Consider the following 24,555-nt stretch of genomic DNA (forward strand, 5'->3'; position numbering starts at 1 on the left):
TCAGGTGTTGGTGCAAAGCATCGGATCCTTCTTCGGCTCGCGCTGGCAAGGCGCGGTGCCGGTCGAGCGGTTGTTCTGGCGCGATCTAGTCCTTGTCGGCACGGCGATCAACATCGCCTCGTCGGTGGCCGCGCTCATTCTGCTCGGCTTGAAGCTGCCGCTCGCCGTCGTCCTGGCGGTGCATTTCGCGCCCGTGCCCTACAACATCTTTCTGACCTTTGCCGTCTGGCGAACCACGGAAAAATCCAGTGGCGCCAAGGCTTCGTTGATGACGCTCGGGGCTACGCTTTGGCTGATCCTGGTGGTGGTTGTCTGAGAAGATTGACACGAAAAAGGGCGGCCGAAGCCGCCCTTTGAAGATGGTGGTCAAGCTGCGGTTTAAGCCGTCGGCTCGAATTTCAGCGCCACGCCGTTGATGCAATAGCGCAGGCCGGTCGGCGGCGGGCCGTCCTCGAAGACATGGCCGAGATGGCTGCCGCAGCGGGCGCAGTGGCATTCGGTGCGGACCATGCCGTAGCTGCGGTCGACGGTGTTTTCGACCGAACCGGGCACCGGATCATTGAAGCTCGGCCAGCCGGTGCCGCTCTCGAACTTGAGCTTGGATTCGAACAGCGGCTGGTCGCAGCCGACGCAGGAAAAGGTGCCGGCGCGCTTTTCGTAGAGCAGCGCGCAGCTTCCGGGCCGTTCGGTGCCATGGCCGCGCATGACCGCATATTGCTCGGGCGTCAGGCGGGCGCGCCATTCGGCGTCGGTGCGGGTGACAGGGTAGGTGTGGGTGTCCATTTGATCTCCTCAGCCTTGGCGGCTTGTTGTTGGTTGCAAGCAATATTCGCTTAGAGATAGGCGTTTGTTACGTGTTTTGCTCGCATTTTCAGCCGAGTTCCTACCCAATCGCCTGAAGATAGCGGGCGATCGACGCATGAAATGCCGTTCTTGCGCCGCCGATGATGTTCTGCTGCCACCACGCGCCGTAGATGTCGTCGAATTCGAAAGGCTCAAGTGCCGCCGCGATGCGTCGCACGGCCGGCGCATTGAGCGGAATGTAGTTCGGATAGCTGTACATGAAGCTGACATGGCGACGCGTCGGCGTCACCTGCAATATGTCGCCGGACAGCAGGGCGTTACCGCCATCGCGTTTCCAATGCAGCACCTGGCCGCCGGCAAAATGGCCACCGCAACGCACGAGTGTCAGCGACGGGTTTATGGCCAGCGTCTCGCCCGCCCAGTTGACGATGGCGTTGTGCGGCCGCATGATCCACTGGCGGTCGTCGGCATGGAGATAGATCGGCACGCCGCCAAACGCCTCGCTCCACTCGACCATCACCGAATAATAGTGGCAGTGCGAAATGGCGATCGCGGCCAGGCCGCCGCGACGGTTGATTTCGGCTACCGCCTCGTCGCTCACCATCGAGATGCAATCCCACAGCACATTGCCGTGCGGCGTCTGCGCCAGCAGCGCCCGCTGGCCGATAGCAAAGCGCGGCTCGATGCCGAAAGCGAGAACGCCGGCATCGTCCTTCATCACAAGCCTATGCCCGGCAGAGAGTTCTTCCCCAGTGATCCAGGCTTGGCCTTCCCAGCGCACATATTGCCGCTCGTCCTCGCAGATCGGGCAATTTTCTGGAGGGGTCTGCGTTGCCGCGAACTGGACGCCGCATTGCGGGCAAAGAAAGCAGGTCATCGGTTTTCCTCTCATATCAATGCTTGCGTGAGAGCTGCTTCGTCGCGGCTTCCAACCCGGCCAGCGTCAGTGGGAACATGCGGCCGCCGAAGAGATCGCGGATCATCGCGATCGAATGGGTGAAGCCCCAGTTTTTCTGGTTTTCGGGGTTCAGCCAGACCGCATTCGGCCATTGCTGGATGAGGCGGCCAAGCCAGACACTGCCGGCTTCCGGATTCCAATGCTCGACCGAACCGCCGGGATGCGCGATCTCGTAAGGGCTCATCGAGGCATCGCCGACGACGATCACCTTGTAGTCGGGGCCGTATTTGTGAAGCAGATCGAAGGTCGGGATGGTCTCGGCATGCCTGCGCCGGTTGTCCTTCCAGACGCCCTCGTAAACGCAGTTGTGGAAGTAAAAATATTCGAGCTGGCGGAATTCGGCGCGGGCGGCCGAAAACAGCTCCTCGACGCTTTGATGTGGTCGTCCATCGAGCCGCCGACATCGAAGAACATCAAGAGCTTCACGGCGTTGCGCCGTTCGGGGCGCGTCTGCACATCGAGATAGCCGTGCTCGGCGGTGGCATGGATGGTGCCGGGCAGGTCGAACACTTCCTCCGCACCCTCGCGCACCCAGCGGCGCAGGCGCTTCAGCGCCACCTTGATGTTGCGGGTGCCGAGCTCGACGGCGTCGTCGAAATTTTTGAACTCGCGCTCGTCCCAGACTTTCACCGCACGGCGATTTCGGCTTTCATGCTGGCCGATGCGCACGCCTTCGGGATTGTAGCCATAGGCGCCGAAAGGCGAGGTGCCGCCGGTACCGATCCATTTCGAGCCGCCCTGGTGGCGGCCTTTCTGCTCCTCCAGCCGCTGCTTCAGTGTCTCCATCAGCTTGTCGAAACCGCCGAGCGCCTCGATCAGTTTCTTCTCTTCCTCGGTCAGGTGCTTTTCGGCGAGCCGGCGCAGCCATTCCTCAGGGATGTTGGCGACACCGACGGCATCGGGGCCGGTGAGCGCCTCGATCCCCTTGAAGACATGCGTAAACACCTGGTCGAAGCGGTCGATATGGCGTTCGTCCTTCACAAGCGCGGCGCGGGCGAGGTAGTAAAAACCCTGGACGTCATAGTCGACCAGCCCGGCCTCCAGCCCTTCCAGCAGCGACAGATATTCCCTGAGCGAAACGGGAACCCGCGCGGCCTTTAGTTCGAGAAAGAAGGGGAGGAACATGGTTGGCCGTTATCTATGCCGAACGGTCACGGCGGAGTCGCCACGGGCACTGTCGATTTCGCCGGATTGCAGAAGATTTGCCACGGTACGTGGGTTGGGCATGGGCAAGTGCTTTGCGATGCGGGCTTCCGCCCATTCGCGCGTAGCCGACGCGGCATCGGCTATCGCTTCAGCCGGGTTTGCGCCGGCCCCGTGGCAGCCGGCGAGATCGGGCATCCGCACTCCCCAAACGCCGTCACTGCCATCCAGGATTCCGACATAGCGGATCATTCGGCTCCTTCCGCGTTATTTCGATCGCGCTCGCATCATAGCAGATCATACTCGATAAACCCTGTCCGCCGCGCGACATGGTCGTAGAGCTTGCGCGCTGTGGTGTTGGTTTCGTGGGTCATCCAATAGACGTTCTTGACGCCGATCTTGCCGGCTGCCTGCTTGACCGCTTCAATGAGGGCCGCACCGATGCCCTTGCCGCGCACATCAGGGTCGGCGAACAGGTCCTGCAGGTAGCAGTTGTTTTTCTCCGACCAGCCGGAGCGGTGATAGAGATAATGGGTCAGGCCGACCGCCTTGCCGTCGAGCGTGGCGATAAACCCCTTCGGTTCGAATTCACCTTCCGTGAACAGTCGTTTCCAGGTGATGTCGTAGACCTCGTCCGGCAGCTTGGTCTCGTAGAAGGTGAGGTAGGCAGTCCACAGCCGCCGCCAGTCGGCATGGTCGGCCAGCGCCAGCGGGCGGACGGTGATCTCGGTCATTTCGGTTCCTCCAAAGCCTTATCGGATTCCGGCGGAATCAGATCGGAAACACCATCGCCTAATCCACCGGCGAATTGTACTCGCGAAATGCGGTCACCAGCATCTGCAGCGCGTCACGCGCGCGCGGCGCCAGATTGTGCGAATGCAGCACCACTTCGGAAGGGTCAAGCGATGGAAGACCAAGTTTGCGGCCAACCTCGATCAGGCCGGGCGGAGCGACGCAGTGAGCCAGCGCCGAAACGGCAAAGCCCGCCGATATCGCAATGTTGACGGCCGCGCCGCCGCCGCCGACGAAGGCCTCCTCCCAGGCGATGCCTGCTTTGTCCAGCGCCTCGACCGCCCGCACACGATCCGGACAGTTGCACACGGTGCTTAAGAGCGCGAGGCGCAACGGCGTTCCGCGCTGCCACTCGAAGGAAGGTGCTGCGAACCAGCCATAGTGGTTGCGCGACAAGGTCCGGCCAGGACGGCTGTCGCCTTCGCGGTGCACGATGACTGCATCGAGCTCGCCGTGATCGAAAGCTTCCTTGAGCACCGTGCTGGTATCGATCCTCAAACTGAGCGTCAGCGATGGATCGTGCGCATGGAGCTGGGCAATCAGAATGGACAGCGCCGGACCGGCGGCATGATCGACAAAGCCGAGCGCAAGCCGGCACGGTGCTGACGCAAACTCCGCCATGGCGCGCTCGTGCGCGGCAAGGAAGTCACGCGCGGCGGGTAGGAAGACGGCGCCTCGTGCCGACAGGCTGACGCGGCGCGGCGTTCTTTCGATCAATCGCGCGCCGAGCTTCTCCTCAAGGCGGCGCAGCTTGACGCTGATCGTCGCCTGCGTGCTGCTCAGCGCCGATGCCGCCTGGGTGAAGCTCTGCAGATCGGCCACCATCACAAAGGTTCGTACGGCGTCCACATCAAGACTGGTCATCGCAGCACTCCATTGGGCCAATCATTCCGTTTTGTCATTTCTGATATAGCCGAGCATAGCCTTTTTTCATGGTCGAGTCTCCTCTATCTCAAACTGGTCGCGGTTTGAAGAGCGCCTCATGCTCGGATGGAAAGAGATCGATATGCCAATTCAACGAAACACCATAGCGCTCACCGGCGTGTGCCTGGCGTCGCTGCTGTTCGGGCTCGAAATCTCCAGCGTGCCGGTGATCCTGCCGAAACTGGAAAGCGTGCTCGCCGCCAATTTCAGGGATTTGCAGTGGATCATGAATGCCTACACCATCGCCTGCACGACAGTGCTTATGGCGACGGGGACATTGGCCGACCGTTTCGGCCGCAAGAGCGTGATGGTGATCACCACCGTCGCCTTCGGCCTCGCCTCGCTGCTGTGCGGCCTAGCGCCGAGTGCGGCGCTGCTGATCGCCGCCCGCTTCCTGCAAGGTCTCGCCGGCGGCGCGATGCTGACCTGCAGCGTCGCCGTGCTGTCGCATCAGTTCCAGGACGGCCGCGAACGCGGCAAGGCTTTCGTCGCCTGGAGCGTCGTCTCAGGCATCGGGCTCGGTTTCGGGCCCGCCATCGGTGGCTTGATCGTGGCGCTGTCGAACTGGCAATGGGTGTTCCTCATCCACGTGCCGCTGGCGATCCTGGCGCTCGCCTTTATCGGCGCCGGTGTCACGCAATCGCGCGATCACAACGCCCAGAAGCTTGACTGGGCCGGCATGCTGACGCTGTCGGCTTCTGTGTTCGGCTTCTCCTATCTGATCACGCAGGGTGCGGATCTCGGGACCAGCGCCCGCATCGGCGTGATATCAGCCTCCGTGGCTGCGTTCATCGCTTTCCTTGTCGCCGAGAGGGTCAATCCCTATCCGATGTTCGATTTCTCCGCGTTCCGCATCCGCCAATTTTCCGGCGCGATCATGGGCGCCATCGGCATGAATTTCAGTTACTGGCCGTTCATCATCTATCTGCCGATCTATTATTCGGGCGTTCTCCGCTACGACAGCACGACGACCGGCCTGCTGTTGCTCGTCTACACGCTGCCCTTCATGGTGATGCCGCCGATCGCCGAGCGCCTGCGCGCGCGCTATCAGGCGCGAATTGCCATCCCGCTCGGTCTGCTGACGCTAGGGATCGGTTTCATCGCCATGTGGATCGGCTCCGGGCTCGAGGGCGCCACCTGGCTGACCATGCTGCCCGGCACGCTGATTGCCGGCATCGGCATCGGTCTCACCAATTCGCCGACCACCAATACCACGACCGGCGCGGTATCGCCGGATCGTGCCGGCATGGCGTCCGGCATCGACATCAGCGCACGCCTGATCACGCTTGCCATCAACATCGCGGTGCTCGGCCTGCTGCTGACGCAAGGTATCGTTTCCCACCTGCGGGCCACACTCGGCGCGGCTTTGGAGCCGGATGAGTTGCGGGCACTAGCGGAAAGGGTTGCCACCGGCAATCTGGAGGGCCTTGCGCAGGGGACGCCGAAGCTCGCAGCCCTCGACCCATCCGGCGCCATCGTGCATGCCGCCCTGGTCAACGGTTTCGGCTGGGTCATGCTCTATTGCGGGATCGGCGTTCTCGCCCTGTCGGTCATCGGCTTCGTCATCTTCGGGCCGAAGCGCGTCGCGCCGCAGGAGAGAGGGTTTGCTCCCGCGGAGTAAGCGGCCAAAGCCGCCCGTAGCTGTCAGCCAACCCTCGATCCTCACCCCTGCCGTCTGGCCATGAAGGCCAGGCGTTCAAACAGATGCACGTCCTGTTCGTTCTTGAGCAGTGCGCCGTGCAGCTTCGGCAGCGCATTCTTGGGGTCGGCGCGCAGATCCTCGGGTGCGATGTCGTCGGCGACCAGCAGGCGGATCCAGTCGAGCGCCTCGGAGGTCGACGGCTTCTTCTTCAACCCCTGCACATCGCGGATCTCGTAGAACTGGGTCAGGGCAGCACGCACCAAATTCTGCTTTATGCCGGGATAGTGCACGTCGACGATTTTGTGCAGCGTGTCGACATCGGGAAAGCGGATGTAGTGGAAGAAGCACCGGCGCAGGAAGGCGTCGGGCAGTTCCTTCTCATTGTTGGAAGTGATGATGACGATGGGGCGCACAGCGGCGCGGATCGTTTCGCCGGTTTCGTAGACGAAGAACTCCATCCGATCGAGTTCCTGCAGCAGGTCGTTGGGGAATTCGATATCGGCCTTGTCGATCTCGTCGATCAACAGCACGACCTTCTTACCGGCCGCGAAGGCGTGCCAGAGCTTGCCGCGCTTGATGTAGTTTTTGATGTCGTTGAACCTGGCATCGCCGAGCTGGCTGTCGCGCAGCCGCGAGACAGCATCATATTCATACAGTCCCTGCTGCGCACGGGTGGTCGACTTGACGTGCCATTCGATCAGGTCGAGGCCGAGCGCCGATGCCACCTGGCGGGCAAGCTCGGTCTTGCCGGTGCCCGGCTCGCCCTTGATCAGCAATGGCCGTTCCAGCGCGATCGCGGCGTTCACCGCCACCATCAGATCCTTGTCGGCGACATAGGCCGCCGTGCCTTCGAAACGCATACTTGCTCCTCGGTTGGTGAGCGCGACCGTAAGGACGCTGCTTGACCTGTGCAAGGGCGAGCCGGCTGCGACGAAAGCGTGTGAGATCGAAATGGAAACATCGGCTCATGTCACTAGCGCTTGACCGACCAGCCGCCTATATTGGGCTTGGCGGTCTGCGCTTCCCGGCAGGAGAACATTTTCCCCGGGGCCTTAACGATCCTTAGGGAGCTGTCCCTGGGAAGACCCGTGGGTTTTCTCATACGGCGCCCACCTACTTTGTAGGTTCCCGGGATCGCTCTCTCCACCGGTTGTGTGGATCGTCACTTACCTGTATCCGCCCAGTTTGGCGGATGATGTGGTAGAAAACGTCGCTCATGAAACGTCACCCAGATCCGACCTTTTCTATCGTCCGCGCATGACATCTCCCAAAGACCTGAAAAAGCAGTTGCGCCTCGAGGCACTCGGCCGTCGCGATGCGCTCGATCCGCTGCGGCGGGTGGAGATCGCGCTTGAAATGGCCGAGACGGCGCGCGACCACCTCGCCATCGAGCCGGGTCAGATCGTTTCAGCTTTCTGGCCGATGCGATCGGAAGTCGACGTCAGGCCGCTGATGTTTGCCTTGCGTGAGAAGGGAGCCAGGCTTTGCCTGCCGGCCATCCTCGACAAGACCACCATAGTCTTTCGCGAACTGGTGCACGGCGCGCCGATGGTCGAGATGGGTTTTGGCACGGTCGGTCCGCATGCGGAGGCCGAGGTTCTCGATCCCGCGGTGATGCTGGTGCCGCTCGCGGCGTTCGACAGCCGCGGTCATCGCATCGGGTATGGCGCCGGCTATTACGACCGCGCCATCGCCAGGCTGATCGACAAGGGCCAGCCGCCACGACTGATCGGCATCGCTTTCGATTGCCAGGAGGTGGGTCTCGTGCCGGATGAGGCGCACGACGTCATCATCCCGGAAATACTGACCGAGAGCGGTTTGCGCCGCTTCGACATCGCTTAAAAGACCGCGATCCCGCTTAACGCGTTTCCAAGACGTGCCGGATAGTATTCCGGCAACACAGTCCGAGCCGATGGCGGCCATCATGTTTGTCTTCGCACGCTTCCTGCTGATGCCGTTCGTCCTCATAGCGGTGACGCTGTTCGCGATGGCATTGCACATTTCCGGAACGGCCCTGCACCACCAGTTCGCCTGGCATCAGACGGTTGCCACAGTGACGGATGTCAGTTCCTACAGCGAAGCCCAGGGTAATGGCCTCACCACGAAAGGCATCAACGTCGCTGTCACCTATGTCGCGAACGATGCACCGATGACGTGGTCCGGCAAGGGAAAGGACATCGGCCTCTACACGGCGTCCAAAGGCGACGCGGTGAAGTTGTATTACAACCCTGCCAATCCATCGATCCTCGATACCGCGGCGATGAAGGGCTGGCGCGGCGGGCTGTTGCTCCTGGCCGCTACTGGTGGGTTCACTGTTTTTTACGTGTGGTTCTTCTGGCTGCGCGGACGCACCGCACCGCCGGCGTCACCGATGATGCCTTCGGCAGTTCGCGTCGCGGGCGCGAGCGCAAAGCCGTCTCAACGGCAGCGTGGTACTTTCGGCCGGCGTTAGCGCCAATCGCCCGGGTAGCGCTTGCCTAGCGTCCGTGCCTCTGGATAGAAGTGGGCATGAGACTTCTCTTCCTCGGCGACATGGTGGGCAAATCGGGACGTACGGCGGTGTGGGAACAGCTGCCCGGCCTGATCTCGGATTTCAAACTCGATTTCGTCATCGTCAATGGCGAGAACGCCGCCGGCGGCTTCGGCATCACCGAAGACATTTTTCGCGACACCATCGCCGCCGGTGCCGATGTCGTCACCACCGGCAACCATGTCTGGGACCAGCGCGACGCACTGATCTTCGCGCCGCGCGAGGAGCGCTTCTTGCGCCCGTCCAACTTCCCCAGGGGCACGCCGGGGCGCGGCTCCGGCGTCTACATCGCCAAAAACGGTGCGCGCGTGCTGGTCGCCAACATCATGGGCCGGGTGTTCATGCATCCCGAGCTCGACGATCCGTTCCAGGCCGGCGAGCGCGAGCTGGCCGCCTGTCCGCTGGGCGAGCAGGCCGATGCCGTGGTCATCGACTTCCATGCCGAAGCGACCTCGGAGAAAATGTGCTTCGCGCATTTCGTCGACGGCCGCGCCAGCCTCGTCATCGGCACCCATACGCACCAGCCGACGGCCGACCACCAGATCCTCAATGGCGGCACCGGCTACATGTCCGATGCCGGCATGTGCGGAGACTATGATTCCTCGCTCGGCATGGACAAGGAAGAGCCGCTCAACCGCTTCCTGTCGAAAGTTCCGAAAGGCCGCTTCGAGGCGGCCACCGGACCGGCGACATTGTGCGGCGTCGGCGTCGACATTTCCGACCGGACGGGCCTGGCCGAAAAGATCGCGCCGTTTCGTCGCGGGCCGCGGCTTGAAGAAACCGCGCCATCGTTCTGGTCGTGACATTGATATGGTGGAATATAGTACCTAATTGGCGACGAAACTGCTCTAGATCGTAGAGGGGACGACCTCCATGCAGCTCGTTGAGTTCCTGGCGCCGCATTTTCAATTTGTTTCCGATCCAACCGCGTGGGTCGCTTTGCTGACGCTGATCGTGCTTGAGGTCGTGCTCGGCATCGATAATCTGATCTTCATCTCGATCCTGACCAACAAATTGCCGGAAGCGCAGCGCGCCCGCGCCCGGCGTCTCGGCATCTCGGCGGCGCTGATCATGCGGCTGGTGCTGCTCGCAACCATCTCCATCATCGTGCAGCTGACGACGCCGGTGTTCACAGCGTTCGGCCATGGCTTTTCCTGGCGCGACCTGATCCTGATTGCCGGCGGCCTGTTCCTGGTCTGGAAGGCGACCAAGGAAATCCACCACACCGTCGATCCCGACGACCACAAGGATACGATGATGGGCGAGACGCTGCAGATCGCGCTTGCCGGCGCCATCTTCCAGATCCTGCTGCTCGATCTCGTCTTTTCGATCGATTCGATCATCACCGCCGTCGGCATGACCGACGAGATTGCCATAATGTACATCGCCGTGATCGTGGCGGTGAGCGTGATGATGCTGGCGGCAGGGCCGCTGGCCAATTTCATCGCCAAGAACCCGAGCATCGTCATGCTGGCGCTGGGCTTCCTGCTGATGATCGGCATGACGCTGATCGCCGACGGAATGGGCTATCATGTGCCGAAGGGCTACATCTACGCCGCCATGGGTTTTTCCGCCCTGGTCGAGGGCCTGAACATGCTGGCGCGGCGGCGCAAGAAATCCGGCGGCGGGCATTGATGCTGGCGCCGCAGGGGCGGCCCTAGCGCCCCGGCACGCCGTTTGGGTAGCGGTCGCCGATCAGGCCAAGCGAAAGGCCCTGTTCCAGCCATGCCTTTGCGCCGGCAAGAACCAGTGCGAAGCCGTCGGCCGAGCCGATCGCTTGCTTGACCTGCTCGTCGGGCGGTGCCGGCGAAGCCGAAATTGCTGACCTCAAGAAAGGTCGCACCGTCAGGCGTTTCGGCGCCGGGCATCTCCGTGAATGTCCAGACCACAGTGGTCGGCGGATCGCTCCATTGCATGACGATCTTCTTGTTCTCGACGATCTCGCTGACATTGACCATCGCCGAGGCGCCGTACATGCGCCACTCCCAGCGAACCTCTTTGCCGCCATCCAGCCGGCCGCTGCTGTGGGTAAACCAGAATTTCGTGGTGATGGCCGGGTTGACGATCGCCTCGAAGACCTCGGCGACCGGCCGCCTGATCAGCATGCCGGCTTCGGCAGTCGGCGTTTTGTGAATTTCCATCGACGCTGCTTCTTTGTCCGGTTTGCGCTCACCAAGCGTCAGGCTCGCGCACCATGTGAGCGATGCTGGCCGGGTTAGCGATCCAGAAGCCGCGAAAGCCTTCGCCCAGGGGCTCGACCGCGTCGCAACGGACGACGCCGGCCTTGGCGAGATGATCCGCAATGGCTGCAGAATCGTCGGTGAAAAGCTCAAGCCAGACTTCGGCCTGACTCAGCATCGGCGCCTCGTCGATCCACAGACGGTTGGGGCCGAGCTCGAAGCCGATGGCCGGCGCCTTGGCGGTGAATGGCTTCAAGCCGACGACATCTCGATAGAAGGCGATCGTCGCCTCGTATTGATGCGGGGGCACTTTCATGGCGATGTTGATGCCGCCGGTCATTTTCGCGGTCATTGCGGGCTCCGTTGCGCGGTTCATCTGTTTGTCTCGTTGGCCGGCTCGCCCCTCATCTCGCCGCGGTAGTAGCCGTCGCGCAGGTTGATGCCGTATTCGACATAGGCTTTCATGCAAGCCAGCATCTGCGACTAGCCCTCGCAATTGAGGTAGGATTTCTGCAGGCCGACCACGCCTTCCGGCCAGCCGGATTCAGCAATGGTCACAAGGGTGCCGCCATCGTCCAGCGGCTCGAAGTTCATCTCGATGCGTGTCTTATAGGCCGGCCTGTCGTCGGCATCTGTGGCATCCCAGCGCAACACGATGCGGCTGTCCTTGACCACTTCATCGACCTCGACCGGCACTTTTCCCCACCAGACGACACCGATGCCGGCTTCCAGCGGGGCGCTGGCGCCGCCGATGGTGGTGAAATAGCAGCTGAGCTTCTCCGGATTCACGACTGCGTCGAAGACTTCTGCGACCGGTTTGCCGATGCGCCCGGAAACTCTGAATCCAAGAGACATATCCACAGCTCCTTCCTTGATTGGTTCGACAATATGTTATAGAAACATAACATGTCAAGCCAAACCGCAGACGATCACGTTTTCAAGGCGTTGGCGAATCCGCGCCGTCGCGAATTGCTGGATCGGCTGAAGGATGCGCCGCAGACGACCGGCATGTTGTGCGAGGCGTTTCCCGACATCGATCGCTGCACCGTCATGCTGCATCTCAAGGTGCTGGAAGAAGCTGAACTGGTGGTGGCAAAGCGCGAAGGGCGCGAGCGCTGGAACCATCTCAACGCGCTGCCGATCAAGCATATTCATGACCGCTGGATCAGCCAGTATGCCGGCCATGCGCTCAGCATTATCGACGGCTGAAATCCGGTCTGGAGGGCTGAACCGGCGCGGCTGGACGAATTGAGCCGATTTATCTATAAGCCGGCCATTCCGACAGAGAACGCCGTGCATCCATCGCGTTGCACCTTGGACGGCTCTGAAAATTTGAATTCGAGTACCCGGGAAGACGAGGTGAGACCACCTCGCTTCGGGATGCTCTAGCCGAAGACGACAGGGGTGCCATGGCTGGCCATTCACAGTTCAAGAACATCATGCACCGCAAGGGCCGGCAGGACGCGGTGCGGTCAAAAATGTTTTCCAAGCTGGCGCGCGAAATCACCGTCGCCGCCAAGAGCGGGACGCCCGACCCATCGATGAACCCGCGTTTGCGCCTGGCTATCCAGAACGCCAAGGCGGTGTCGATGCCGAAGGACAACATCCAGCGCGCCATCAACAAGGCGTCGATGGGCGATGCCGAGAATTACGAAGCGGTGCGCTATGAAGGCTATGGGCCAGGCGGCGTGGCGCTGATCGTCGAGGCGCTGACCGACAACCGCAACCGCTCGGCCTCGAATGTGCGCGCCGCCTTCACCAAAGCCGGCGGTGCGCTTGGTGAAACCGGCTCGGTGTCGTTCATGTGGAACCGCGCCGGCGAGATTTACTATCCGGCCTCCGCCGGCAGCGCCGACAAGGTGATGGACGCGGCGATCGAGGCCGGCGCCGATGATGTCGAGTCCGACGAGGAAGGCCACACCATCTACTGTGCGTTCGAGAGTATGGGCGAAGTGTCTAAGGCGCTGGAAGCCTCGCTTGGCGAGGCCGAATCGGTGAAGCCGATCTGGCAGCCGCAGAACAATGTCCCGGTCGACGAAGAGCGGGCGCAATCGCTGATGAAACTGGTGGCAACGCTCGAGGACGATGACGACGTGCAGAGCGTCTACGCCAATTTCGAGGTCGACGACGAGACCATGGCCAAGCTCAGCGCGGCGTAGGTCCGTGCAATACAGTCGGATGCGAATATTGCTGTATGACGGCGGCCTGCCTATAGATTAGTCAGTGATCAGGGGGGGCCGATGACCGACTATAAAGAGGCAAGTTTTGCCGATGCGGTGGCCTGGCCTCGCCGGCCCGGCATATGGCGACGGTTTCTCGCTGCACTCATCGACTACCTTGTAATCCTGATCGCCCTCTATTTGCTCGTAGGGGCTCTATTTCTGCTGACCAACGGTGGCGTAAAAGGCAGCTTTTGGCTGAACTGGAAACTATGCCAGGAGGGTACGGTTCACGGTGCCCCGACACTTGCCCGTTATGACAGGCAGGTGTGTAGAACATCAGTACTCGGTTTGCCGGTCGCCATATGGAGCGTGGGTACGGCGCCGGGCTCAAAGCCTGGAGAAACATCCTCCATCTCGATCGATCTGGATTCGCAAGGGAATTTCAGGCCTGCAGCATTGGACCTGGGTTTCCTCGAGCTGATCGCTCTGGCGTCTTATCTCCTCATTATGGAGTTGAAGTCCGGCCAATCAATCGGCAAGCGGCTCACGGAGCTCACTGTACATGATGAGGACGACAGACATAGGGCCGGCCTGCCGGCGAGAAAGGCTGTTCGGCGGCAACTTATCAAGTTTCTCGGCGCATTACCGATCGTCCTGACGGGAAGCTGGTATGCTTTTCAGGCTTGGGGCACCGCTCCCGGTGGCGTGCTGGATTACTCCAGCCTGGAAATAGTGGTTGCATCCGCTGCCCTCGTTTTGGTGCTGATCTGGCCGGTCTGGATTGCGATATCCATAGCTCTGGGCGACGACCCGATACACGATCGATTCGCAAATACCACGGTGCGCATACAGGAGGCCCAGACATGAGTGTGCCGGAGAGGCCCCGCGTGGTCATCACCTATTGCACGCAGTGCCAGTGGCTGTTGCGGGCCGGCTGGATGGCGCAGGAACTGCTCTCCACCTTCGGCACGGATCTTGGTGAAGTGACGCTGGTGCCGGGCACAGGCGGCATCTTCACCGTTTCCTGCAACGATGTGCTGGTCTGGGACCGCAAGCGCGACGGCGGCTTTCCCGATGCCGCCAAGCTCAAGCAGCTGGTGCGCGACGTCATCGATCCGGGCCGCGATCTCGGTCATTCCGACCGCAAGGGTCACACGCAAAAGGACCCCGCTTGAGGCGAGGTCCTTGCGTTTGCGAAGTGCCATTTTTCAGAGCAATGCGAACATGAAGCAGGCCATCGACACGATGGCGGTGATGGTGCGGACGTGGTTCCACATCACCCATTGATTCAGATGGTTCGCCCACACGGCTGCGCCATTGGCGCTGGCCGCGTCGACGGCGGCGAGCGCATCGTTGAGCGGCACATTGAAGACCATGGTCACGATCGGGTTGCCGATCAAATAGATCACGGCACCGGCAAGCAGCCAGTATGAACCGGACTGGCTCCACCCCCCCATGATAACGGCGGCGATAAGCACCAGACAGAGCAGGCCGGTGCCGAACAGCGCCGTCATGAAGGTGGGCGTGATCACGGTGATGTTGATCGAATTCATCGCCGCGATGCCTTGGGGGACCGGCAGCCGGGCAAGCGCCGCCATGATAAAGTTGGAAAAGGCGAAGAACACGCCGCCGACGACGCCCGAGCCGATTGCAGCGATGATGGTGAGGGTGGGAAAAAGCTTGATCATCTCAGTTGCTCCAGATGCCGGTTGCAGCGGTTTCATTTGCGTAGGCGGAAAAGTCTTTCGGCGCGCGGCCGAGCACACGCTGGACGCCGTCGGTCAGCGTCTCGTTGCGGCCGTCAAGCACTTCGGTGAACAGCTCGTTGAGCAGCCAGGCGATTTCGGGCGGCAGTTCGTATGCCGCCGTCGCGGCGGTGAATTCGTCATGCGAGATCTTGATATAGCGGATGTCGCGGCCGGTCGCCTTGGCGATCTCGGCAACCGCGTCGGCGAAGCTTAGCAGCCGCGGCCCGGTCAACTCATAGAGCTGGCCGACATGACCCGGTTCGGTCAGCGCAACGAAGGCAGCATCGGCGATGTCGTCGACATCGACGAAGGGCTCGCCAACAGGGCCGACAGGCAAAGCCACTTCGCCTTGCCGCAAGGACTCGACGAGAAAACCTTCGCTGAAATTCTGCGAAAACCAAGCGCAACGCAGGATCGTCCAGTCAGCGCCCGAGGCTTTGACCATCTCTTCGGCGCGCTGGGCTTCGGTCTCGCCGCGGCCGGAGAGCAGCACCATGCGGGTGACGCCATTTGCCACCGCAAGCCTGGCGAAGGCGCCGACGGTCTCGGCGGCGCCCGGCACGGCGATGTCGGGATAGTAACTGATGTAGACGGCGCCCACGCCCTGCATGGCAGGCTCCCAGGTCGCCGGAACCTCCCAGTCGAAGCGGGGGCTGCCGGAACGCGAGCCGATGCGCACGGGAATGACCTGTGAGGTCAGCCGCTCGGCGAGGCGACGGCCGGCCTTGCCAGTGCCACCGAGGATCAGGACTGGTTTGGTGTCGGTCATTGTGGTTTTCCTTTGTTTACAAATATGAGTAATCCTCACATTTGCAAAACGTGATAAACCCTCGTATTTTGGGAGTCAAGCCGTCTGTTGGCAGATTTTGTCGAGACCGGAGGCCGTCATGGAAGACACAGCAACGCCCGCATCTGCCCAGGAGCAGGTCGCATCGCCGCGACGGGCGCCCACCCAGCAGCGCAGCCGCGAGCGGGTCGAGCGCATGCTGGCCGCAGCCTCGGCGCTGATTGCCGAGCAAGGCAGCGACGCCATGCGCATGGGCGAGGTGGCGGAACGGGCCGCGGTGTCGATCGGCTCGCTCTACCAGTTCTTTCCCGACAAGCGGGCGATCGTCTGGGCGCTGGCCGAGCGCTACACCGCCGAAAGCCAGGCCTGCATCTCCTCGGCGCTCAAGGATGTCGTCGACGCCGAGGGCCTGCGGCAGGCGTTTTCGGAGCTGGTGGATATCTACTATCAGCTGTTCCTGGCCGAGCCGGTGATGCGCGACATCTGGTCGGGCACGCAGGCCGACAAGGCGCTGCGCCAGCTCGAACTCGCCGACAGCCGGGCAAATGCCGAATTCCTGACCATGGTGCTGAAGCGGCTGCATCCCGGCGCCGATCCGGTGGCGCTGGAGACCACAGCGTTTCTGGTCTGGCAGATGGGCGAGGCTGCCGTGCGGCTGGCGATCTCGGTCGATCGGCAGGAGGGCGACAGGCTGGTCGCCGCCTACAAGCGCATGGCGCTGCGGGAATTGGTGGACGGGTAGGCTCGCACCACTCTGGGAAGGGTCGCTTCGAAGCAGCAGGGTGGAGGCGTCGGACCGCACCCGACCCTTGGGCCGACCTCCCCACAAGCGGGAGGTATCGGCGCGTTAGCTTGAAGCGACTGACTTTGACGGCAACAAAAAACCCGCCACAAAGGCGGGTTCTTTATTCAGCGATACAGGTAAACTTTAGAGGCCGAAACCTTCGAAGCGCTTCTTGAACTTCGACAGGCGGCCGCCGCGGTCGAGCAGGGTCTGCTGGCCGCCGGTCCAGGCCGGGTGCGTGGTCGGATCGATATCGAGGTTCATCGTATCGCCTTCCTTGCCCCAGGTCGAACGGGTCGAGTATTCGGTGCCATCGGTCATGACGACCTTGATGGTGTGGTAGTCGGGATGGATATCGGCCTTCATTGTCGTGCTTCCTGGCTTGCGGCGCTATAGACGGGCCCGCGGCCTGCGTCGATGCGCCCCTTTTTAAAACTCGAAGCCGCAGCTATTGAAAAGCCACGGCTTCTAAAACGGTCGGCGAGCCTATACATCAGCCGGAATTGAATCACAAGGCCACGGCAGGCGCATATTGAACGCGCCCACCTGGAGCGGCCAGAGGAAACGGTCATGGCGGACATCAGCGGCGAGCAAGACGGGCGCAGGCGCTCGCTCGGGCCGCTCAGGCGCCTATATCCCTACATATTCCGCTACCGCAAACTGGTCATAGGCGCCCTCATTTCGCTCGCCATCGCCGCAGCGACGACGCTGGCGCTGCCGCTGGCCGTGCGGCGCATGATCGACCACGGTTTCAGTGCTTCCGGCACCGTCGTCATCGCCGAGTATTTCGCCGCCCTGGTGGCGATGGCAGCCATTCTGGCGGCGGCGTCGGCCGGACGCTACTACTTCGTCATCACGCTCGGCGAGCGGGTCGTTGCCGACATCCGCAGCGACGTGTTTTCGCATGTCACGACGCTTTCGCCGTCCTTCTTCGACACCGCCCAGTCGGGCGAGATCGTCTCGCGGCTTGCCGCCGACACCACGCAGGTGAAATCTGCGGTCGGCGCCACTGCCTCGGTGGCGCTGCGCAACGTCATCCTCGGGCTCGGCGCGGTGGCGATGATGGTTATCACCAGCCCGAAACTGTCGGGCCTGGTGATCGCGGCCATTCCGCTCATCGTGCTGCCGCTGGTCGCGTTCGGCCGTTCGGTGAGGCGCCGGTCACGGCAGGCGCAGGACACGCTGGCGCAAGCGACCGCCTATGCAAGCGAGCAAATCGGCGCGGTGCGTACGTTGCAGGCGTTCACCAACGAGACGCTGGTCACCGGGCGGTTCTCGGCCGCGGTGGAAGCCGCCTTCCAGGCGGCGCGCTCGTCGATCTTCTCCCGCTCGCTGCTCACCTTCTTTGCCATCTTCATGATCTTTTCCTCGGTCGTGGCGGTGTTGTGGTTCGGCTCGCGTGACGTGCTTGCCGGCACGATGTCGCCCGGCACGCTCGGCCAGTTCCTGCTTTACTCCGTGTTTGCCGCAGGCGCGCTGGGCGCACTGTCGGAAGTCTGGGGCGAGCTTGCCCAGGCGGCGGGTGCGGCCGAAAGGCTGACCGAGATACTCGACGAGACGCCGGCGATTCAACCGCCGGCCAATCCGCTGCCGCTGCCCGCCAAGGCGACAGGCGCGATCAGTTTCGACGACGTCTCCTTCTCCTACCCGGCAAGGCCGGACCGTGCCGCCGTCCACGGCTTGAGTTTTCAGGTCGAGCCCGGCGAGACGGTGGCGATCGTCGGCCCGTCGGGCGCCGGAAAGAGCACCGTCTTTTCGCTGATTCTGCGCTTCTACGATCCCGAAACCGGCCGCATCGCCATTGACGGTGTCGACGTGCGCAAAGCCGATCCGGCTGAAGTGCGGGAGCGCATTGCCATCGTGCCGCAGGATGTCACCATCTTTGCGGCAAGCGCGCGCGACAATATCGGCTTTGGCCGGCCGGGCGCGACGAATGCCGAGATCGAGGCCGCCGCCAGGGACGCGCTGGCCGACGAATTCATCCTCAGGCTCGACAAGGGCTACGACAGCCAGGTCGGCGAGCGCGGCGTCACCTTGTCCGGCGGCCAACGTCAGCGCGTGGCGATCGCCCGCGCCATCCTGCGCGACGCGCCGATCCTGCTCCTCGACGAAGCCACGTCGGCGCTCGACGCCGAAAGCGAGACGCTGGTGCAGACGGCGCTGGAACGGCTGATGCAGGGCCGCACCACCATCGTCATCGCCCACCGGCTGGCGACCGTGCTGAAGGCCGACCGCATCCTGGTCATGGAGGGCGGCCGCATCGTCGAGGAAGGCACGCACCAGAGCCTGGTCGCCAAGGGCGGAATCTATGCAAGGCTGGCCAAGCTGCAGTTCGAAACCGGAGCAAGCGCCTTCAGGGGTGCCGCGGAGTAGCAACCCGCAATCAGGTGGGACCATACCGCTTGCGGAGATGCTCGGTGAAATACGCGGCGTTGAGCTTTTCCCCGGTGGCGCGCTCAAGCAGTTCGGGCGTCGACCAGCGCGATCCCTGCGACCAGATATTGTCGCGGCGCCAGTCATTGATGGCGGCGAAATTGCCCTTGGCGAGGTCGCTGTCGGCTGAAGGATGGTCGCGCGTCAGCGCAGCCCATTGCTGCGCCGCCATCATGGCGCCCAGCGTATAGGACGGGAAATAGCCGAAGGCGGCGCCTGGCCAATGCACGTCCTGCATCGGTCCGTCGGCTGGGTTGTCGATGGTCGAAAGGCCAAGATACTCCCGCATCTTGGCGTCCCAGGCTTCGGGCAGGTCGGCCGCCTGCAGCCGCCCCGAGACCAGCTCCTGCTCCAACTCGTAGCGCAGGATGACATGCAGCGGGTAGGTGACCTCGTCGGCGTCGACGCGGATCAGGCCGCGCTCGACCCGGTGCACATGCGGCAGGATGTCGTCGAGCGACCAGGCTTCGCCGAGATGCTTTTCGACCACGGGCAGCGCCCAGCGCCAGAATTCGGGGTTGCGGCCGACCTGTTTCTCGACGAACAGACTCTGGCTTTCATGCACCGCCATGCCGCGCGCCTTGCCGAGCGGCCAGTGCGCCCAGGCCTTCGGCAGGTTCTGCTCGTAGAGCGCGTGGCCGGTCTCGTGCAGCACGCCCATCAAAGCCGACAGGAAATCGGACGTTTTGTAGCGGGTGGTGATGCGAACGTCGCTCGGCACCCCGCCGCAGAAAGGATGGTGCGATACCGACAGAGAACCATGGGTGAGGTCGAAGCCGACCGAAGCCATCATGGCGAGACCAAGCTCGCGCTGTTTGTCGATCGCATAGCTGCCGGAGAGCGGCTTCAGCGGGCGCTTGGCCAGTCGCGCTTCCTGTACGGCCAGCGCTTCCGGCACGAAGCCCTTCAGGAATGTCTTCAGCTCGGTGAAGACCGGCGTGATGTCGGCGGCCCGGTTGCCAGGATCGTATTGCTCCATCAGTGCGTCGTAGGGATCGAGGCCGAGCGCGTCGGCGCGCAAAGCGGCTTCCTCGCGCACCAGCGCGATGACACCTTCGAGCGCCGGCAGGAATCCGGCCCAGTCGTTCTTGGCGCGCAGGTCGCGCCAGAGTTGCTCCGAGCGCATGCGCGCTACCGTCTGGCGCTCGACGAATTCGACCGGCAGGCAGGTCAGGTTGGTGTATTGGCGATGCAGTTCGCGGACCGCCGCCTGCTGCTCCTCGTTGAGCGCTTCAGCTTCTGCAGCGGCGAGCCAGTCGGCGATCTCCGGCGCGGTAGCCCTGATATGCAGCATGCCGGCAAGGGAAGACATCGCTTCGGCGCGCTTCTCGCCGCCGCCGACGGCCATGTGGGTCGCCTCGTCGGCGCCGAGGATGGCGAGCGCATGTTCCAGCGCTTCGAGCTTGTGGCCGAGATCATCGAGCTTCTGAAAAGACATGACAGGTTCCGCGTTTTGGACCGCGGGAAAAGATACCAACGCGCCAGGATTGGCAACCCTCAAAGGTGGCTATGCAGCTTGCGCCGGTGAGCTGGTGCGTGGAATGCTGGCTGACGGTGGAACACCGCCATGGAGGGGAGACTAAGATGATCGGCAATATCCTGGTCGGGCTGGTGGCCCTGATCCACCTCTTTATCGTCTATCTGGAGATGGTGGCGTGGGACACACCGCGCGGGCACAGGGCGTTCAACCTCAAGCCGGACTTCGCCAGCGCATCGAAGGTGCTCGCCGCCAATCAGGGGCTCTACAACGGCTTCCTTGCCGCCGGGCTGATCTGGGGCCTCTATCTCGGCGCGGCGGGATTCCAGATCAAGGTGTTCTTCCTGCTTTGCATCGCCGTCGCCGGCCTCTATGGCGCGGCGACTGCCAGCCGGAAGATCCTCTATATTCAGACCGTGCCGGCGGTGCTGGCCCTCGCTGCGCTGTGGCTGGGCTGGTGACAAAAAAGACGCCCTCGGAGCCAGATCCGGGGGCGTCAGACAGTCCCTTCCTCATTCCTGGAGATATCAGAGCGGATCTCAGCCGTTCGGATAATTTCCGCCGTCGGAGCCATCACCGATCATGAAGCCGCTGCCGGTGTCGGACATCAGCCTCTGATCGACATTGTCGAGGCGGCGCAGCAGATCGTGATATTGCGCGGCCGGGATCCGGCCATGGTCCGAAGCGGCGACCCGTTCGGCGGCCTGGCCGATATGCGCAGCACGCAGATGCAGCCACTGCGCTTCCGAGGTCGAGATGCCCTTCGTCTCGCGCGCATCCGTGATGCCCTGTTCGACGCCCCGCACCTGCTCGATCAGGCCGGTCACGCGCGGACCGGTCATGTCGGTCGGGTCGCTGGCGTCGAGGGCGCCCTTGTGATGTCCGGCGGCATAGGCGCCGGCGAGTGGAACAGTGATCAGAAGTGTCGTGAGGGTTGCGGTCCTGAGAGTCTTCAAAGAGCGCATGATGTGCGTCTCCTCCTGCTATGGAAGGGGCAAGCGCTTTCGCTCCGCCTTCCGGAAGCGGGCCGTCCGGTTCCGTCGCGTCGCGATGGGAGGCATCGCCGGCGGTTCTCGGCCCTGCGCGTCAAAGTAGGAGCCCGGAAACGCGAAGTGTAATTAAAGAAAGATAATGTTTTCAGGCCTTGCCGACCTGGCGTTGCGCCCTAGAGTTGAGCCGGCAAACAATTTCGCGTGACCGAAAATCACCGTTCGGTGAGCTTCAGTTCAATGCGTCGGTTCTTGTTGCGGGCGTCTTCGGTGTCGGCGGGGTCGAGCGGCTGGAATTCGCCGAAGCCGGCCGCAACCAGCCGGTTGGCGGGCACGCCGTTCTCGATCAGGAACTTGACCACCGAGGTCGAACGCGCCGTCGACAATTCCCAATTGTCGCGATAGCGGCCGGCGCCGGACAGCGGCTTGTTGTCGGTGTGGCCGTCGACGCGCAGCACCCAGTTGATCTCGGGCGGGATTTCCTTTTGCAACTCGATGATGGCATCGGCGAGCTTCTTCATCTCGACTTTGCCGGCATCGTTGATCACTTCCGACCCGGTCGGGAACAGAACTTCCGACTGGAAGACGAAGCGGTCGCCGACGATGCGGATGTTCTCGCGGTCGGCGAGGATTTCGCGCAGGCGGCCGAAGAAGTCGGAGCGATAGCGGTTCAGCTCCTGCACGCGCTGCGCCAGCGCGACGTTGAGCCGACGGCCGAGATCGGCGATCTTGGTGTTGGAATCGCGGTCGCGCGTTTCGGACACATTGAGGGCGTCCTCGAGCGCGCCGATCTGCTTGCGCAGTGCTGCGATCTGCTGGTTCAGGATCTCGACCTGGCTCAGCGCCTGCTGGCTGATCTGGCGCTGGCTGTCGAGTTCGCCGCCGAGTTCCGCGGCGCGCTGGGTGGCGGCGTCGCCGGCGCCGGCACCTTTTGCCAGCAGCTGCTCGAGCCGGCTCTTCTCAGCTTCGGCGGCCGACAGCGACGCCTGCAGATTGGCCAGCGAATCGTCCTTGTCCTGCGCGCTCGAGCGCTCCAGCGCCAGCAACTGCGTCAGTTCGTTGATCTGCGAGTTGAGGCGCGTGAGCGCCGTATCCTTGCCGGAGAGTTCGCGTCCGAGCAGGAACTGCGCCAGCACGAAAACGGTGAGCAGGAACATGATGGCGAGCAGCAGCGTCGACAGCGCGTCGACGAAGCCCGGCCAATAGTCGATCCGGCGATCGGTGCGCCGGCCCCTGGCGAGAGCCATGCTAGTGGACCCCGGGTTTCTTCAGCGCGTCGGCGATCTTTTCCAGCGTGTTGCGCATCGCCTTCTGCTCGTCCGATTGGGCCTCGACCCAGTCGCGCATGATCTGCTGCTCGGAGCGCATGTTCTTGACCAGTCCGGAAATGCCGTCGGCGAGATTGGCCATGGCGGTGGCGACGCGCGGATTGGAGCCGCCGCCGCTTTCCTGCATGCTGCGCAGCCGTTCCGACAGGACCCGGATCTCGTCGGAGGATTCAGTCTTGGCCGGGTCGGCGACGGCGATGTCGGAGGAGAGATCGGTGACCGAGGACAGCCAGTTTTCAAGCTCGGTATAGAAGCGGGTCTGCGCGCGGCCGGCCTGCAGGTCGAGGAAGCCTAGCACCAGCGACCCGGAAAGGCCGAACAGCGAGGACGAAAAGGCCGTACCCATGCCGGCCAGCGGCGCCGACAGCCCCTGCTTCAGCGAATCGAGCACGGCGGCGGCGTCGCCGGTGCCGGGATCGAGCGATTCGATGGTTTCGCGGATCGAGCCGATGGTGTTGAGCAGGCCCCAGAAGGTGCCGAGCAGACCGAGGAACACCAGCAACCCGACGAGATAGCGCGAGGTGTCGCGGCTTTCGTCGAGGCGGGTGGCGATCGAATCCAGCATGGTGCGCATCGAAGACGTCGAGAAGGCGACCGTCGAGGAGCGGCCGATCATCGCCTTCATCGGCGCCAGCAGCACCGGCTCGGTGGTTTCGGAACCGGCGCGGAAGGAATTGACCCAGCGCACTTCGCGAAACAGTCGTCCGACCTGGGCGAAGGCGAGCAGGATGCCGACCACAAGGACGCCGACGATCAGGCCGTTGAGGCCGGGATTGCTCCCGAAAGCGGTCGAGATCTGGCGGGTGAGGATGGCGGCGATGAAGGCGACGATGACCAGGAAGATGACCATGGTCAGGAGGAAGACCTGCGGGCTCGACAGTTTGTGCGGATCGTACATCAGGACATCAGAACGCCTGCCCACGCCGAAGGATCTGAGAAAAGCCATCCGTGCCCCGTTTCCGATGCTCTATTTGCCTTGACGCAATTCCGAACGGGAAGCCGCTCATACTTCCCTGGAACCGCTCCAGTGCCGCCGATCACGTAATTCGCGACTCTAAACGGAATTGTGACCAAATTGAATGGCGCTTGGCAATATTGCCCGACTGTCGGGCCGCACCACGCCGTTCAGAGGCGGTTGACGACCAGGCAGTCGACCATGGCGGCAAGATGCAGCCCGGCGCCGGTGACGACAAAGCCGTGCCAGAGGGCATTGTGAAAGCGCAGGCGTTTCCAGGCGAAGAAGATGACGCCGCAGGAGTACACGATGCCGCCGGCGACAATCAGCGCGATCGAGGTCGTCGGCAACGTCGCCACCAGCGGCTTGACCAGGACGACGCCGCTCCAGCCGATGGCGAGATAGAAGACAATGGCCAGACGATCGAAGCGGCCGGGCAGGAACACTTTCATGGCAATGCCGGTCAAAGCAGCGGTCCAGACAAGGACAATCATCGGCAGCGCCAGCGGCGAGCCGTCGAGCTGGGCCAGAAAGGGCGTGTAGGTCGCGGCGATCAGGAGGTAGATCGCCGCATGATCGAAGCGCCGCAAGATCCACTTCGCCGGCGACGTCACCGGCCACAGATTGTAGGTCAGCGAAATCGACAGCACAGTCAGCAGCGACACCACAAAGAAGGCGGCGGCGATGTATTCGCCGGGACCGGCATGGAAGGCGGCCAGTGCCAGCAAGGCCGAGCCGGCTGCTATCGCCAGCACGATGCCGACCGCATGGACGATGCCATCGGCGATCATCTCCGCACGCGAGTAGTGCCAACGCCCGACATAAGGGATTTCAACTGGCTGGTCTGGCTGCGCTTCTCGCGAGGATAGTGAAGGTATGCTCGTCATAAAAAATCCTGCGTCACCCTTATCTGGGCGGC

The 24,555-nt window shown here is 62.7% G+C and carries 28 protein-coding genes, 1 other RNA gene and 3 pseudogenes; 14 read left to right on the forward strand and 18 right to left on the reverse strand.

The features are described 5' to 3' along the window. Positions 1-4: 4 nt before the first annotated feature. Positions 5-316 (forward strand): hypothetical protein, encoded by a 312-nt coding sequence (locus X771_RS146095; protein WP_023688926.1) that lies wholly within the window; start codon positions 5-7, stop codon positions 314-316. A 62-nt stretch (positions 317-378) separates the two neighbouring features. Here the strand turns inward: X771_RS146095 and msrB are convergent, their stop codons facing one another. From msrB to X771_RS146070, 6 genes and pseudogenes are all read right to left on the reverse strand, one after another. Continuing rightward, positions 379-783 (reverse strand): peptide-methionine (R)-S-oxide reductase MsrB, encoded by a 405-nt coding sequence (gene msrB / locus X771_RS146090; RefSeq protein WP_023688927.1) that lies wholly within the window; start codon positions 781-783, stop codon positions 379-381. 100 nt (positions 784-883) lie between these two features. Then, a complete protein-coding gene (locus tag X771_RS146085; RefSeq protein WP_023688928.1) occupies positions 884-1,681 on the reverse strand; it encodes a hypothetical protein in 798 nt (265 codons plus the stop codon). A 16-nt stretch (positions 1,682-1,697) separates the two neighbouring features. Next, positions 1,698-2,887, reverse strand: a pseudogene (locus X771_RS01000000165135) (VWA domain-containing protein). A gap of 9 nt (positions 2,888-2,896) precedes the next feature. After that, positions 2,897-3,157, reverse strand: a complete 261-nt coding sequence (locus X771_RS146080; protein ID WP_023688929.1) for a type II toxin-antitoxin system HicB family antitoxin — start codon at positions 3,155-3,157, stop codon at positions 2,897-2,899. Positions 3,158-3,192: 35 nt separating this feature from the next. Beyond that, the gene (locus tag X771_RS146075; RefSeq protein ID WP_023688930.1) at positions 3,193-3,639 is read right to left on the reverse strand and encodes a GNAT family N-acetyltransferase; all 447 of its coding nucleotides are present in this window, start codon (positions 3,637-3,639) and stop codon (positions 3,193-3,195) included. Between the two features lie 58 nt (positions 3,640-3,697). Continuing rightward, positions 3,698-4,561: a LysR family transcriptional regulator gene (locus X771_RS146070; protein ID WP_023688931.1), complete on the reverse strand. Its 864-nt coding sequence runs from the start codon at positions 4,559-4,561 to the stop codon at positions 3,698-3,700. Positions 4,562-4,703: 142 nt separating this feature from the next. Between X771_RS146070 and X771_RS146065 the strand changes: the two genes are divergently transcribed. Further along, complete coding sequence (locus X771_RS146065) at positions 4,704-6,242, forward strand: MFS transporter (RefSeq protein ID WP_023688932.1); 1,539 nt, start codon at positions 4,704-4,706, stop codon at positions 6,240-6,242. Positions 6,243-6,283: 41 nt separating this feature from the next. Here X771_RS146065 and X771_RS146060 read toward each other — a convergent pair whose 3' ends face one another. Beyond that, a complete protein-coding gene (locus X771_RS146060; RefSeq protein WP_023688933.1) occupies positions 6,284-7,123 on the reverse strand; it encodes a MoxR family ATPase in 840 nt (279 codons plus the stop codon). Positions 7,124-7,272: 149 nt separating this feature from the next. Between X771_RS146060 and ssrS the strand changes: the two genes are divergently transcribed. From ssrS to X771_RS146040, 5 genes are all read left to right on the forward strand, one after another. Further along, positions 7,273-7,428: non-coding RNA, 6S RNA (gene ssrS / locus X771_RS1000000166930), on the forward strand. A 92-nt stretch (positions 7,429-7,520) separates the two neighbouring features. Then, positions 7,521-8,105 carry a 5-formyltetrahydrofolate cyclo-ligase gene (locus X771_RS146055; protein WP_023688934.1) on the forward strand — a complete coding sequence of 195 codons (585 nt, stop codon included), beginning with the start codon at positions 7,521-7,523 and terminating at the stop codon, positions 8,103-8,105. A gap of 82 nt (positions 8,106-8,187) precedes the next feature. Beyond that, a complete protein-coding gene (locus X771_RS146050; RefSeq protein ID WP_198025839.1) occupies positions 8,188-8,715 on the forward strand; it encodes a DUF3592 domain-containing protein in 528 nt (175 codons plus the stop codon). A gap of 56 nt (positions 8,716-8,771) precedes the next feature. Further along, a complete protein-coding gene (locus X771_RS146045; protein ID WP_023688935.1) occupies positions 8,772-9,596 on the forward strand; it encodes a YmdB family metallophosphoesterase in 825 nt (274 codons plus the stop codon). 70 nt (positions 9,597-9,666) lie between these two features. Continuing rightward, positions 9,667-10,428 (forward strand): TerC family protein, encoded by a 762-nt coding sequence (locus X771_RS146040; RefSeq protein ID WP_023688936.1) that lies wholly within the window; start codon positions 9,667-9,669, stop codon positions 10,426-10,428. Between the two features lie 22 nt (positions 10,429-10,450). Here X771_RS146040 and X771_RS01000000165140 read toward each other — a convergent pair. The 3 genes and pseudogenes from X771_RS01000000165140 to X771_RS01000000165145 form a co-directional block, all read right to left on the reverse strand. Beyond that, positions 10,451-10,934: pseudogene (locus tag X771_RS01000000165140) on the reverse strand (SRPBCC family protein). 28 nt (positions 10,935-10,962) lie between these two features. After that, the gene (locus X771_RS146035; protein WP_023688939.1) at positions 10,963-11,325 is read right to left on the reverse strand and encodes a glyoxalase/bleomycin resistance/dioxygenase family protein; all 363 of its coding nucleotides are present in this window, start codon (positions 11,323-11,325) and stop codon (positions 10,963-10,965) included. Positions 11,326-11,345: 20 nt separating this feature from the next. Further along, positions 11,346-11,828, reverse strand: a pseudogene (locus X771_RS01000000165145) (SRPBCC domain-containing protein). A 51-nt stretch (positions 11,829-11,879) separates the two neighbouring features. On the opposite strand from X771_RS01000000165145, the gene X771_RS0134380 reads away from it, so the two are divergent. From X771_RS0134380 to X771_RS146020, 4 genes are all read left to right on the forward strand, one after another. Continuing rightward, the gene (locus tag X771_RS0134380) at positions 11,880-12,182 is read left to right on the forward strand and encodes a helix-turn-helix domain-containing protein (RefSeq protein ID WP_031202834.1); all 303 of its coding nucleotides are present in this window, start codon (positions 11,880-11,882) and stop codon (positions 12,180-12,182) included. Between the two features lie 200 nt (positions 12,183-12,382). Then, complete coding sequence (locus X771_RS146030; RefSeq protein WP_023668740.1) at positions 12,383-13,132, forward strand: YebC/PmpR family DNA-binding transcriptional regulator; 750 nt, start codon at positions 12,383-12,385, stop codon at positions 13,130-13,132. Between the two features lie 81 nt (positions 13,133-13,213). Beyond that, entirely contained in the window at positions 13,214-14,002 is a 789-nt protein-coding gene (locus tag X771_RS146025; protein ID WP_023688940.1) for an RDD family protein, read from the forward strand. Next, positions 13,999-14,310, forward strand: a complete 312-nt coding sequence (locus X771_RS146020) for a SelT/SelW/SelH family protein (RefSeq protein WP_023668742.1) — start codon at positions 13,999-14,001, stop codon at positions 14,308-14,310. The genes X771_RS146025 and X771_RS146020 overlap by 4 nt, the downstream gene beginning before the upstream one ends. A gap of 33 nt (positions 14,311-14,343) precedes the next feature. Here X771_RS146020 and X771_RS146015 read toward each other — a convergent pair whose 3' ends face one another. Both X771_RS146015 and X771_RS146010 read right to left on the reverse strand, forming a co-directional pair. After that, positions 14,344-14,823: a DUF1772 domain-containing protein gene (locus tag X771_RS146015; RefSeq protein WP_023688941.1), complete on the reverse strand. Its 480-nt coding sequence runs from the start codon at positions 14,821-14,823 to the stop codon at positions 14,344-14,346. 1 nt (position 14,824) lies between these two features. Beyond that, positions 14,825-15,652: an NAD(P)H-binding protein gene (locus tag X771_RS146010; RefSeq protein WP_023688942.1), complete on the reverse strand. Its 828-nt coding sequence runs from the start codon at positions 15,650-15,652 to the stop codon at positions 14,825-14,827. A gap of 118 nt (positions 15,653-15,770) precedes the next feature. Between X771_RS146010 and X771_RS146005 the strand changes: the two genes are divergently transcribed. Further along, positions 15,771-16,412 (forward strand): TetR/AcrR family transcriptional regulator, encoded by a 642-nt coding sequence (locus tag X771_RS146005; protein ID WP_023684159.1) that lies wholly within the window; start codon positions 15,771-15,773, stop codon positions 16,410-16,412. 186 nt (positions 16,413-16,598) lie between these two features. Here X771_RS146005 and rpmE read toward each other — a convergent pair whose 3' ends face one another. Beyond that, positions 16,599-16,820 carry a 50S ribosomal protein L31 gene (gene rpmE / locus X771_RS146000; RefSeq protein ID WP_023668748.1) on the reverse strand — a complete coding sequence of 74 codons (222 nt, stop codon included), beginning with the start codon at positions 16,818-16,820 and terminating at the stop codon, positions 16,599-16,601. Between the two features lie 204 nt (positions 16,821-17,024). On the opposite strand from rpmE, the gene X771_RS145995 reads away from it, so the two are divergent. Then, positions 17,025-18,827, forward strand: a complete 1,803-nt coding sequence (locus X771_RS145995; RefSeq protein ID WP_023688943.1) for an ABC transporter transmembrane domain-containing protein — start codon at positions 17,025-17,027, stop codon at positions 18,825-18,827. A 10-nt stretch (positions 18,828-18,837) separates the two neighbouring features. Here X771_RS145995 and X771_RS145990 read toward each other — a convergent pair whose 3' ends face one another. Beyond that, positions 18,838-20,325: a carboxypeptidase M32 gene (locus X771_RS145990; RefSeq protein WP_023688944.1), complete on the reverse strand. Its 1,488-nt coding sequence runs from the start codon at positions 20,323-20,325 to the stop codon at positions 18,838-18,840. A gap of 146 nt (positions 20,326-20,471) precedes the next feature. Between X771_RS145990 and X771_RS145985 the strand changes: the two genes are divergently transcribed. Next, the gene (locus X771_RS145985) at positions 20,472-20,825 is read left to right on the forward strand and encodes a DUF1304 domain-containing protein (protein WP_023668751.1); all 354 of its coding nucleotides are present in this window, start codon (positions 20,472-20,474) and stop codon (positions 20,823-20,825) included. Positions 20,826-20,903: 78 nt separating this feature from the next. On the opposite strand, the gene X771_RS145980 is transcribed toward X771_RS145985, so the two are convergent. The 4 genes from X771_RS145980 to X771_RS145965 all read right to left on the reverse strand — a co-directional run bounded on the left by X771_RS145980 (position 20,904) and on the right by X771_RS145965 (position 24,427). Further along, on the reverse strand, positions 20,904-21,329 hold the full coding sequence (locus X771_RS145980; RefSeq protein WP_023688945.1) for a hypothetical protein: 426 nt from the start codon (positions 21,327-21,329) through the stop codon (positions 20,904-20,906). Positions 21,330-21,568: 239 nt separating this feature from the next. Next, positions 21,569-22,600, reverse strand: coding sequence for a peptidoglycan -binding protein (locus tag X771_RS145975; protein ID WP_023688946.1), 1,032 nt, complete (start codon positions 22,598-22,600; stop codon positions 21,569-21,571). Between the two features lies 1 nt (position 22,601). After that, positions 22,602-23,627, reverse strand: a complete 1,026-nt coding sequence (locus tag X771_RS145970; protein ID WP_023668754.1) for a MotA/TolQ/ExbB proton channel family protein — start codon at positions 23,625-23,627, stop codon at positions 22,602-22,604. Between the two features lie 179 nt (positions 23,628-23,806). Then, positions 23,807-24,427 carry a hemolysin III family protein gene (locus tag X771_RS145965; RefSeq protein WP_023694587.1) on the reverse strand — a complete coding sequence of 207 codons (621 nt, stop codon included), beginning with the start codon at positions 24,425-24,427 and terminating at the stop codon, positions 23,807-23,809. Between the last annotated feature and the right edge of the window lie 128 nt (positions 24,428-24,555).

The organism is Mesorhizobium sp. LSJC269B00 (assembly GCF_000502815.1).
In the GTDB taxonomy this organism is placed as follows: domain Bacteria; phylum Pseudomonadota; class Alphaproteobacteria; order Rhizobiales; family Rhizobiaceae; genus Mesorhizobium.